At 74.4% G+C, this 618-nt stretch carries 1 protein-coding gene; it reads right to left on the bottom strand.

All coding sequences use genetic code 11. The features are described from left to right. Positions 1-618, bottom strand: a 618-nt coding sequence (locus AC1D15_RS36095) for an MmgE/PrpD family protein (RefSeq protein ID WP_477829870.1), incomplete at both ends; no start/stop codon positions are given.

Genomic DNA, 618 nt, shown 5'->3' with positions numbered 1-618 from the left:
CCGCACATGCCCATCACGAAGCCGCTCAGCCGCACGTCGATGCGGCGCACCTGCTGCGCGAGGCCCGGGTGGGCCGCCATCAGGTGCAGCACCGCATCGATCGTCGAATGGGTGCTGCGGCACGACGCATGCGGCTTGATCGAGCAGCGCATCAGCTTCCAGGCCTCGCCGCAGCCGGCCAGCAGGGCCGCGGGCTCGCGCGATTGCGGTGCGAAGGCGTTGAAGAAGCCGCCCCAGACGTCGTCGAACACCTGTGTCGGGCCGCCGATGCCCTGCCCGGCCAGCAATGCGGCGCTCAGCCCGCCTTCGGCCGCGCGGCCGGCGTGCAGGCGCTTGGTCTGCGAGGCATCGTGGATGAAGGCCCACAGGCCGCCGCTGAAGCTCGCGGCATGGCCGAGCGCCGCGCCGGTCTGCACGGCATCCAGCCCGAGCACGCGCGCGGCCGCCGCGGCGGCGCCGAAGGTGCCGCAGGTGGCGGTCGAATGCCAGCCCGCGCCGTTGTGGGGCGCATAGCCGCCGCAGGCTTCCAGCACGCGCCGGCCGAGGTCGTAGCCCAGCACCACGGCGGTCAACAGGTCGCGCCCGCTGACTTGGCGCCCGGCCGGCGCGTGCCCGGCC

The sequence above is a fragment of the Rhizobacter sp. P2_H2 genome (genome assembly GCF_056403375.1).
Note: the sequence above shows the minus strand (reverse complement) of the source record. Positions and strands in the feature narration are given on the sequence as shown.